This window comes from Tolypothrix sp. VBCCA 56010 (assembly GCF_050875635.1).
Classification (GTDB): domain Bacteria; phylum Cyanobacteriota; class Cyanobacteriia; order Cyanobacteriales; family Nostocaceae; genus Hassallia.
Genome location: NZ_JBPAOH010000422.1, coordinates 1 through 539 on the forward strand (window position 1 = coordinate 1; position 539 = coordinate 539).

At 46.9% G+C, this 539-nt stretch carries 1 pseudogene; it reads right to left on the reverse strand.

The window, feature by feature from the left end:
- Positions 1 to 208 (reverse strand): annotated as a pseudogene (locus tag AABK37_RS41830) (hypothetical protein); the annotation flags it as partial.
- Positions 209 to 539: the final 331 nt, after the last annotated feature.

Consider the following 539-nt stretch of genomic DNA (forward strand, 5'->3'; position numbering starts at 1 on the left):
CTTGTTTCCCCAACTTCAGGCTAGACAAGATAGAGTCGCGTAAAGCCTCAAGGTCTTTAACCTCCGACAGCTTTTGAACCAAATTTAAGAGTCTCGCATTCTCAGAGCGAAGCTGTGCTACTTCCGCACTCAGCTGCTCTATGTCCTTGGCTATCCGTGTATTACTCGGTTCCCCGTCCACTCCTTTGCGTGTATTACTTGGAGGCAACTCAATCTCGCACCGTGTATTACTTGGAATGAGATTAAGCTTGCTCCTGAACATCTGCTCCAGTAAGTCAGCCCTAGTAAGCTTACTAGATTCAGCCATTTCACCCATTGCCGACCAAGTTGTATCACTCAGCCTTAGTGAGCGGACAGCGCTTCGGTTCACCACTCTTGGTGACGAACTTACCGTATTCATCTGGTTGCATCTGGACTTTATCCATGTATTACACCGATAGTGTAGCAACAATAACCGTGTATTACCAGGAGCAAAAAGCAACTTGCATTAGATAGCTCTCGAGACTGCTTCTACCGCGTAATACATGGATGGTCACACC